We start from the raw sequence: 8,722 nt of genomic DNA on the forward strand, positions 1-8,722 counted from the left end.
GTTGGTTCACCGTAAACTAATAATCGATCAATATATTTTTGCAAATGCAGTTGATTGTTAAGAATTACTTTCATAAATATATTATGCGTACCTGTAATTCTGTGAATTTCAAAAATCTCAGGAAATTGATCTAAATTTTCACAAAAAACACTCAATTTTCCGCTGTACAATTTAAACATAATGAAAACCTCAAGTCCGAATCCTAGTTTTGTATTGTCTAATCTTACTCGATATCCTTTGATAACTTCTAAGTCTTCTAGTTTTTGAATGCGTTCTCTAACTGCAGATGGCGAAAGTTCAACTTGCTTGCCAATTTCTACAAATGAATATCGGGCATTTTGTTTTAGACATTCAATAATTTTTAAATCTAATGCATCAACCATAAAAAAGTTTTTAAAATACAAATTTACAATTTAAAAATGTGTTTTTTAACTTTTTTACCATTGAAACCGTTTTTCAAGAAGTTGTTCTTCATTTAATTTTGCAAAATGGATACGATGATGATTTTACTTTCACTTGGAATTTTTACAGGTTTTTTTGTTCAAACAATTACTGGATTTGCTGGCGCTCTCATTGCATTACCTTTTTTATTATTTGCCATGCCATTGCCAGACGCTGTTGGATATTTATCTATTTTTTACATGATTTCTACTCCTATTCATGTTTATAAAGAGTGGCACAACATAAATTTAGATTTATTAAAAAAATTAGCTGTTTCTTCATTTTTTGGTTTGCTTGTAGGTATTGTTGTTTTGGCCTACGGACAACCCGTTATTTTAAAAAAAGCTTTAGGGATTTTCATTATTTTGTTTGTCTTAAATAGTTTGCGTAATGCTAAAGAAATCGAATTGTTTTCTAAAATGAAGTTTCTATTTGGTTTTTTAGGAGGTTTTTTTTCAGGACTTTTCTCAACTGGTGGGCCATTATACTTGATCATTGTTAAAAATGAAACTTCGGATGTGAAGATTATGAGAGCAACCATGTTTGGCGTTCTTGGTTTAATTACGTTATTTAGAATTCCTGTTCTTGCTTTTGAAGGAATATTAACATTTCAACAACTGTATAACTCTCTTTATGTATTGCCTTTTTTCATTTTGGCTTTAGTATTGGGAAAAAAGGTATATCTTTTTTTGAATGATACTATGTTAAAAAAAATCATGCTTTCGCTCTTATTTGTATCTGGATTTGTTTTGCTTTTAAAAAAATAAACAACCGTAGCATCCCATTTATATTGGCTACTTTTGCAAAAAATAAAATATGAAGGTACAAAATGTAATGTCTCGTTCACAATACATCAAATTAATACTAATTTTGGGATCTCTGACGGCTCTTGGTCCTTTTTCAATTGACATGTACCTACCCGGATTTGCGGGTATAGCAAAAGATTTAAATACCACTGTGGCCAATGTTTCCTTGACATTATCCAGTTATTTTATAGGCATATCAGCAGGTCAACTATTATATGGGCCATTATTAGACCGTTTTGGTCGAAAAAAACCTTTATTCATAGGAATGTTGGTTTATATTTTAGCTTCGTTAGGCTGCGTATTTGTTACTGATATTGACACTTTTATTGGACTACGATTTATACAAGCCATAGGTAGTTGTGGCGCAACAGTAGCATCTGTATCAATGGTTAGGGATTTATTTCCTGTGAAAGATATTCCTAAAGTATTTTCAATGTTGATGCTGGTAGTTGGGCTTTCGCCAATGCTAGCGCCTACTATAGGTGGTTATATCACTGAAGATTTTGGCTGGCATACCGTTTTTTTTATTTTGATGTGTATGGGGATTTTAATTTTAATTGCTGCATTGCTTGGATTACCCAATACTTTTGTGCCTGACACTACTATTTCCTTAAAACCTAAACCTATTGTTACTGGATTTATCTCAATACTTAAAGTACCACAATTTTATACCTATGCGTTTGCAGGAGCAGTTGCTTTCTCTGGGTTGTTTACTTATGTGGCTGCCTCTCCTATTATTTTTATGGACATTTATAAAGTAGATGCTAAAACGTATGGTTGGATATTTGCTTTTATGTCTTTGAGCTTTATTAGCGCAAGTCAGTTAAATTCTTTATTGTTAAGAAAATTTAGAAGTGAGTAAATGATAATAGGTGCTTTAGTAGTGCAATCAATAATCTCTATTGTATTTTTATTTCTTGCTCTCAAGGGTTTATTAGGTTTGTATGAAACCATAGCTATGCTTTTTATTTTCTTAGCTTGTTTAGGAATCTCCAATCCAAATACTGCGGGACTGACTCTTGCTCCTTTTGAAAAAAATGCTGGAAGTGCCTCTGCATTAATGGGCGCTATTCAGTTAGGTTTGGGTGCGATGGCATCGTTTGCGGTAGGTTTATTTGTTAAGAATTCCATTTTACCTATGGTTTTTATCTTAACCACTTCTACGATAATTGCACTAATAATCTTGATTTTAGGCAAAAAAAGAATAAAAAAAACTAGTACACCCTCTGTTTAAATTGAGGTAGTACTAGTTGTATGTCTTTTTGCAGAAAAACTATTTTTTTTGTTTTTTGATAGGTTTTTCTAATTTTTGTTGTGCTTCATTTTTAGTTTGTTGCACTTGATTTGCTATTAGTTTTTCAATTAACTCATCCTTAGTTAAATGATGGAAAACCGTTTTTATTTTTTCTTTTAATTCAGCTGCAACCTCATGATTGGGTTTGGTTTTGAAAATTTGTTTTGCCCACAACAAAGTATTGTTCTCTTCAATACTTGCTTTGTTAGGTTTAGCAAAAGGTAAAAATTTAATACCCAATTCTTTTTCAAAGTCAGCAATTTCAACTACTTCTTCTTGTTGTAGCACAGTTAAGGCAAGCCCCTTTGCTCCTGCTCTAGCTGTTCTTCCGCTACGGTGTACATATGCTTCGTATACATCTGGTAAGTGATAATTTACAACATATGAAATTTCTTTAACATCTATTCCTCTAGCTGCAAGATCTGTTGCTACTAGAATATTAATGTGGCCTTCACGAAACTGCTCCATGATTCGATCTCGAATACCTTGAGACAAGCTACCATGTAAGGCACCAGATGAAAATCTATTGATGGCTAAGTTTTTGGCTAATTTATTTACGGCAGCTTTTGTTTTACAAAAAATGATTCCGCGTTGACCCTCTTTTGTAGTAAGAAAATGCATTAAAACATCTAATTTTTCAATAGGATCTACTACAATGTATTGATGATCTATCCCTTGATTACCAATTGTTTCCATGTTAGCGCTTACATGCACAACATTCTTATTCAAATAGTTTTGAATCAATTGCTTAATTGTACCCGGCATAGTTGCCGAAAACAAAAATGTTTTATGTGAACTAGGCAATTGAGCCACAATTTCATCTAAACTTTCTTTTAGAATCGTGACCATTTCATCCGCTTCATCGAGTACTAAGAATCTCGTTTCTTTTAGATTTATGGCATTGCGTTGTATCAAATCAATTAGTCGTCCTGGTGTTGCTACAACAATATGTGTAGGCAAAGTGAGTCTTTCTATTTGAGGTTTTATAGGTATTCCTCCACAAGTTGCAGCTATAGAAACTTCAGGTAGATATTTTGCAAAATCTTCTAAATTTTTAAAGATTTGGTGTCCCAATTCTCTAGTTGGTACTAAAATTACGGCTTGAATGGCAGGTATGCTGGTATCTATTAATTGTAAAATAGGAAGTCCAAACGCAGCTGTTTTTCCAGTACCGGTTTTTGCAATACCCACTAAGTCCTGCTTGTTTGTGAGTAACAATGGAATGGTTTGTACTTGAATTTCAGTAGGAATAACAATTTTCAATTCGGTTATTGCTTTAAGTATCGGTGTTGCTAATCCTAAATCTGAGAATTGTTTTTGCATTTGTATTTGGATTTTGTATTTTAAAATAATAGTTCTTTTGTAACGTAATTTTAGCCCTGATGGGAACGGCATCCTTTTATGGTCTCTTTTTTGAGACCACAAAAGATACAGTGTACAGCAGTATTAGCTCCTAATAAAGAAATTAATCTTCATCAGGTTCATTCATAATTTTTTCTCGGTATTTTTTACCTGTTAATAGAACCAATTTAAGTTTGTAATCATCTACAAGCCATTCTCTATAGTTTTTACTGCACTGACTCAAACATTTTGCATAGCGCTTGATGCGGCACTCAATATCATCATCTAATAATTTACCTAAAGCTTTTGCTTCTTGCAAGGTTTCGGAATTGTCAACGCACATAGACGCATGTTGATCTAATGATTTATCTAAAACTTCCTTTGAACGCAAGTTTTGTTTTATAATTAGTTTATGTTCTTCCTCTACATCAAAAGTTACGACTTCGGTTTTACTGAATTTGGCTCGCACATCTAGAGGCATCGTGTATTTAAAATACATTTCGATTTCAGTGTCGTCTCTTAAATTTTCTAGATAAAACTCAGGAGATTTAAAGATGTGTTGCCAGTTTACAGGTTCACTCCACAGTCCAAAACGGGCTGCATTATTACCTAAATCAATTACATTAAAACTGTCCTTGCCAGGTAATTTTCTAGATCCACGGCCTATCATTTGATAGTATAAAGTAAGGGATTTAGTAGCTCTATTTAAAATAATAGTTTCAACAGTAGGCTCATCAAAACCGGTTGTAAGAATCCCTACAGAGGTTAAAATGGCGTCTGGAGTATGCTTAAACCAATATAAAATGTCTTTTCGTTCCTCATTACTACTGGTATTATCAAGATGTCTTATAGCGTAACCAGCTTCTCTAAATGTTTCATATACATAAAGTGATGTATTGATACCATTATTGAAAATTAAGGTTTTTTTGCCCAATGATTTTTCGGTGTAGGCGTGTAATAATTTTTCTTGCATAGCCATATTGGTATACAAATCATCAGAAGATTTTACGGTGTAATCTCCATTAATACCTACTTTAAGAGAAGTTAAGCCTACATCATAACTATAGGTAATTGCTTTTGCAAGAAAACCTTTTTCTATTAATGAGTTAATGGTATCACCTACTATTAATTCATCATAGCTTTCATGCATGGGTAATTTTATGTTAGAGCTCAATGGCGTAGCAGTTACTCCTAGTATAAAAGCATTCTTGAAAGAACTTAATAATTTTCTGAAAGAGTTGTAGTGCGCCTCATCAATAATAACTAAACCTACATTGTCAAGGTGTAATTTATCATCATTGATACGGTTTTTTAAAGTCTCTACCATGGCAACAAAACAGGAATAATCATTTTGATCTGGCAGTTCTTTTACTTTACTATTGATTATTTTATTTTTTACATCAAAACCTTTAAGCATTTTTGAAGTTTGCTTACACAACTCAATTCTATGTGTTAGCACAACCACTTTTTTATCGTGTTGAGATAAGTAACGACGCACAATCTCTGAAAAAACTACTGTTTTACCACCACCTGTAGGTAATTGATATAACAAATGGTGTTGTGGTGGTGCATTATCTATACGCTCAAAAATGGCATCAATATCGCCTTGTTGGTATGCGTAGAGTTGTTTTTTGTCTTCTATTTCTATTTCTAAGGTGTTTTGGGACATTGCTAATTATTGGATTTTTGCAAAAATACACCTAAAAAACAGTTTAATTGTCAATTTTATTTAAAAAAAACCGCATCTGATTAATTAATTTAAATTAAGGAAACTTTTTAATACTCTAATCGATCCATAATAGCATCAAATTCAGGAGTATTATGCCATTTTTGATCTAATACGTTGTTGTGAATAGCGTTGAGTCTGGATTTAAAATCAGTTAAAATAGCATTTGCAATGAGATAAATTACAGCCTGCTCAAAGGAATTGAACATACTTTTGAAAAATAAATCTTGTTTTATGATGTTCTCTGAAGCAAATGTTTGAGCAATTTCAATATTATACAACATGAGATCAGCTATGACAAATGGGTCAACACCTAAGGCAGTAAAGTGCTTGATGTATTTTTGAGCCACAGAACGTCTCATTTTCGGTCGGCTACGCCTACCCGATTTTTTTACTGGAAAATATTCATAACCAATTTTTAATTTAGCTTCTTTTAATAAACTCTCTTCTTTTGGATTAAAAACGAAATCATAATATACTTTTACGGGACTAAATTTCTCGTACAACTCTATAATTTGCTCTTCAAGTTGCTCTTTAGTCAATTGTGCCACGTATTTTTTTAAATCTCGCTTGCTCATTATCAAAGTTTAGAGAAACAAAAGTAATTTAGTTTTATGATTTAAGCATCTAAAATCAATGTTTATACTTAATTTTGTGTTCAAAATAAAAAATACAAATGCTTAAAATTTTTAAAATCACAGCTATAGTTGAAGGAATTTCAGCTTTATTATTGTTTTTCTTTGCTATGCCAATGAAATATATTTTCAACGATCCTATTTATGTGAAACATATTGGTATGGCTCATGGTGTATTATTTACTGCTTATATAGTTTTAGCTACTATTTTAAAATTTACTGAAAAGTGGGGTTTTAAAAAATATTTTATCATTTGTATTGCTTCGATACCTCCATTTGGAACATTTTACATAGAGCGAAAATACCTGAAAAATGTTTAAATACATCGAGAAAATTTTCACTTTTATATATCCCATTTTACGCAAAATAGGTATGGGTAGTGGCGTAGCTTCGTATTTAAGTTTACTGCTAAATATAATTGTCTTATGTGTACTTTCGTATGTTATTTATATTGTTTTCAGACTTGTACTAGTAACCATTCTAGCTATAGTTGCTCAGAAATCTAAAACCAAGTTTGACGATTTATTGGTATCAAATAAAACCGCAAAATACATTGCGCATTTGATACCGCTTTTATTTATTTACAAATCGGTACCCGTAATTTTAGATCGATTTGAATATTGGGAAGGGATTTTTGCAAAAATAGTTGGTATCTATATTATTGTACTCGTATTATGGATTATCAGAACTATTTTTAATGCGTTACGAGATTATTTAAAACTAAAACCTCGATACAGTGACAAGCCGATAGATAGTTTTATTCAAGTAATCATGATTATGCTTTGGGTTGTGGGTAGCACGTTGATTGTTTCTAAATTATTTGATATTGACAAAAAAGAACTTTTAACCATATTAGGAGCCGTGTCTGCGGTGATTATTTTGATTTTTAGAGACACAATCTTGGGTTTTGTATCGAGTGTGCAAGTTTCTATAAATGATATGGTTCGAATTGGGGATTGGATTACGATGGATAAATTTGGCGCAGACGGAGATGTAATTGAAATCAATTTAGCAACTGTTAAGGTTCGGAATTTTGACAATACTACCACTACAATTCCTACCTATAGTCTAAGTTCAGATTCTTTTCAAAACTGGCGCGGAATGCTCAACTCAGATGGACGAAGAATAAAAAGACACATCTTAATTAAAACAAGTAGCATTCGCTTTCTGGAAGAAGCTGAGCTGGTAGAGTTAAAAAAAATACACCTGATAAGCGATTATATTGACGAACGAAAAAATGAAATTGACTCTTTTAATTTAAAAAATAAAATTGACAAATCACTTGCAATAAACGGTCGAAATTTGACTAATTTAGGTCTTTTTAGAAAATACATCACAGAATATTTATTCAATTATCCTGGACTCAACAAAGATATGCTCATGCTTTGTAGACAATTGCAATCTACAGAGCATGGAGTTCCTCTTGAGGTTTATGCATTTTCTTATGACAAACGTTTTGAAAATTATGAATTTATCATGTCTGATATTTTTGATCACATCATCGCTGCTGTTGGATACTTTGACTTAGAAATATTCGAATCTAAAATTGAATTGAACAATCAATAAAATTGTTTACAACCTGTCTTTTACGTACTCAATAACTGATTTTCCGTGGGGTTTAGGTTTTCCATGCTCATCAACATTAACCATTGTGGTTTGATCAATAGAAATAATGGTTTCTCGAGTCATCATATTACGAGCTTCACATTTTAAAGTAATTGATGTGGTTCCAAACTTGATAACATCTATGCCTATCTCAATTATATCGCCTTGTTTTGCTGAACTCCTAAAATTTATTTCAGACATATATTTGGTTACAATTCTTGGATTTTCTAGCTGCACAATAGTGTATAAAGCTAATTCTTCATCAATCCAAGCAAGCAGTTTCCCGCCAAACAAAGTACCATTGGGATTTAAATCTTCGGGTTTAACCCATTTTCTGGTATGAAATCTCATTTTTATAATTTTATAGGTAAAAATAATACTTTTTTACTTTTATATTTTTTAATTTTAAAGAAAAAATAATGGATACAAGAGATCAATTTATAGCTGAATTTAGAGGAAAAACATTAGGCATTATAACTAGTCAATCCACAACCGAAGAATCCTTTCAGAATGAGGTTTTGAGACCTATTTTAAAACTTCAAAACGAAATGATTTGTAAAGTTTTTCTACATCACCTAAAAAAGAATAAAATAGATTTTAATAGTTTCTCATTAGACAAGAAATTAAAAACTATTGATAATGCAGTTCAAAAAGATATTAAATTTAGAAATTCACTTAAAGGAATAGTTATTGGATTGTTTACAATTTCTGAATATGAAAATTACATTACTAATACATCCAACATTAACAAACGCATGATGAGTATGCTCATAGAGCGATTAAAAAGTCAAATTCAGTTATTAAACATATAATAATTAGGATTTTTTTGTTAAGTATTTTTACAATCAAAAATTTAATTCTTCAGATTTTGTAG

Annotated in this window: 11 protein-coding genes; 6 read left to right on the forward strand and 5 right to left on the reverse strand. The window is 31.5% G+C overall.

Features of this window, described 5'->3' with window-relative positions:
• Positions 1 to 383 (reverse strand): Lrp/AsnC family transcriptional regulator (locus FPG59_RS10925; RefSeq protein WP_140344636.1); only part of this gene is annotated, 383 nt, incomplete at its 3' end.
• Positions 384 to 497: 114 nt separating this feature from the next.
• On the opposite strand from FPG59_RS10925, the gene FPG59_RS10930 reads away from it, so the two are divergent.
• The 3 genes from FPG59_RS10930 to FPG59_RS16965 are packed head-to-tail and all read left to right on the forward strand — an operon-like array spanning position 498 to position 2,481.
• The gene (locus FPG59_RS10930) at positions 498 to 1,208 is read left to right on the forward strand and encodes a sulfite exporter TauE/SafE family protein (protein WP_254906685.1); all 711 of its coding nucleotides are present in this window, start codon (positions 498 to 500) and stop codon (positions 1,206 to 1,208) included.
• A gap of 49 nt (positions 1,209 to 1,257) precedes the next feature.
• Positions 1,258 to 2,109: a multidrug effflux MFS transporter gene (locus tag FPG59_RS10935; RefSeq protein WP_254906686.1), complete on the forward strand. Its 852-nt coding sequence runs from the start codon at positions 1,258 to 1,260 to the stop codon at positions 2,107 to 2,109.
• A complete protein-coding gene (locus tag FPG59_RS16965) occupies positions 2,110 to 2,481 on the forward strand; it encodes a hypothetical protein (protein ID WP_254906687.1) in 372 nt (123 codons plus the stop codon).
• A 39-nt stretch (positions 2,482 to 2,520) separates the two neighbouring features.
• On the opposite strand, the gene FPG59_RS10940 is transcribed toward FPG59_RS16965, so the two are convergent.
• The 3 genes from FPG59_RS10940 to FPG59_RS10950 form a co-directional block, all read right to left on the reverse strand.
• The gene (locus tag FPG59_RS10940; protein WP_086454646.1) at positions 2,521 to 3,864 is read right to left on the reverse strand and encodes a DEAD/DEAH box helicase; all 1,344 of its coding nucleotides are present in this window, start codon (positions 3,862 to 3,864) and stop codon (positions 2,521 to 2,523) included.
• 142 nt (positions 3,865 to 4,006) lie between these two features.
• Positions 4,007 to 5,551 (reverse strand): DEAD/DEAH box helicase, encoded by a 1,545-nt coding sequence (locus FPG59_RS10945; protein WP_086454640.1) that lies wholly within the window; start codon positions 5,549 to 5,551, stop codon positions 4,007 to 4,009.
• 107 nt (positions 5,552 to 5,658) lie between these two features.
• Positions 5,659 to 6,186 carry a DUF6155 family protein gene (locus FPG59_RS10950; protein ID WP_086454641.1) on the reverse strand — a complete coding sequence of 176 codons (528 nt, stop codon included), beginning with the start codon at positions 6,184 to 6,186 and terminating at the stop codon, positions 5,659 to 5,661.
• A 98-nt stretch (positions 6,187 to 6,284) separates the two neighbouring features.
• On the opposite strand from FPG59_RS10950, the gene FPG59_RS10955 reads away from it, so the two are divergent.
• On the forward strand, positions 6,285 to 6,563 hold the full coding sequence (locus tag FPG59_RS10955; RefSeq protein ID WP_086454642.1) for a DUF3817 domain-containing protein: 279 nt from the start codon (positions 6,285 to 6,287) through the stop codon (positions 6,561 to 6,563).
• Complete coding sequence (locus FPG59_RS10960; RefSeq protein ID WP_086454643.1) at positions 6,556 to 7,809, forward strand: mechanosensitive ion channel family protein; 1,254 nt, start codon at positions 6,556 to 6,558, stop codon at positions 7,807 to 7,809. The genes FPG59_RS10955 and FPG59_RS10960 overlap by 8 nt, the downstream gene beginning before the upstream one ends.
• A 6-nt stretch (positions 7,810 to 7,815) precedes the next feature.
• On the opposite strand, the gene FPG59_RS10965 is transcribed toward FPG59_RS10960, so the two are convergent.
• Positions 7,816 to 8,199 carry an acyl-CoA thioesterase gene (locus FPG59_RS10965; protein WP_086454644.1) on the reverse strand — a complete coding sequence of 128 codons (384 nt, stop codon included), beginning with the start codon at positions 8,197 to 8,199 and terminating at the stop codon, positions 7,816 to 7,818.
• Between the two features lie 68 nt (positions 8,200 to 8,267).
• Here FPG59_RS10965 and FPG59_RS10970 point away from each other — a divergent pair, with 68 nt between their 5' ends.
• Positions 8,268 to 8,660 carry a glyoxalase gene (locus FPG59_RS10970; protein WP_086454645.1) on the forward strand — a complete coding sequence of 131 codons (393 nt, stop codon included), beginning with the start codon at positions 8,268 to 8,270 and terminating at the stop codon, positions 8,658 to 8,660.
• Positions 8,661 to 8,722 lie beyond the last annotated feature (62 nt).

This window comes from Flavobacterium sp. FPG59 (genome assembly GCF_002150205.1).
Classification (GTDB): Bacteria; Bacteroidota; Bacteroidia; order Flavobacteriales; family Flavobacteriaceae; genus Flavobacterium.

Excerpts from the sequence above, each read along its gene's own strand:
- FPG59_RS10930 (WP_254906685.1), top strand. The coding sequence starts at position 498 with ATGATGATTTTACTTTCACTTGGAATTTTTACAGGTTTTTTTGTTCAA.
- FPG59_RS10935 (WP_254906686.1), top strand. The coding sequence starts at position 1,258 with ATGAAGGTACAAAATGTAATGTCTCGTTCACAATACATCAAATTAATA.
- FPG59_RS16965 (WP_254906687.1), top strand. The coding sequence starts at position 2,110 with ATGATAATAGGTGCTTTAGTAGTGCAATCAATAATCTCTATTGTATTT.
- FPG59_RS10940 (WP_086454646.1), bottom strand. The coding sequence starts at position 3,864 with ATGCAAAAACAATTCTCAGATTTAGGATTAGCAACACCGATACTTAAA.
- FPG59_RS10945 (WP_086454640.1), bottom strand. The coding sequence starts at position 5,551 with ATGTCCCAAAACACCTTAGAAATAGAAATAGAAGACAAAAAACAACTC.
- FPG59_RS10950 (WP_086454641.1), bottom strand. The coding sequence starts at position 6,186 with ATGAGCAAGCGAGATTTAAAAAAATACGTGGCACAATTGACTAAAGAG.
- FPG59_RS10955 (WP_086454642.1), top strand. The coding sequence starts at position 6,285 with ATGCTTAAAATTTTTAAAATCACAGCTATAGTTGAAGGAATTTCAGCT.
- FPG59_RS10960 (WP_086454643.1), top strand. The coding sequence starts at position 6,556 with ATGTTTAAATACATCGAGAAAATTTTCACTTTTATATATCCCATTTTA.
- FPG59_RS10965 (WP_086454644.1), bottom strand. The coding sequence starts at position 8,199 with ATGAGATTTCATACCAGAAAATGGGTTAAACCCGAAGATTTAAATCCC.
- FPG59_RS10970 (WP_086454645.1), top strand. The coding sequence starts at position 8,268 with ATGGATACAAGAGATCAATTTATAGCTGAATTTAGAGGAAAAACATTA.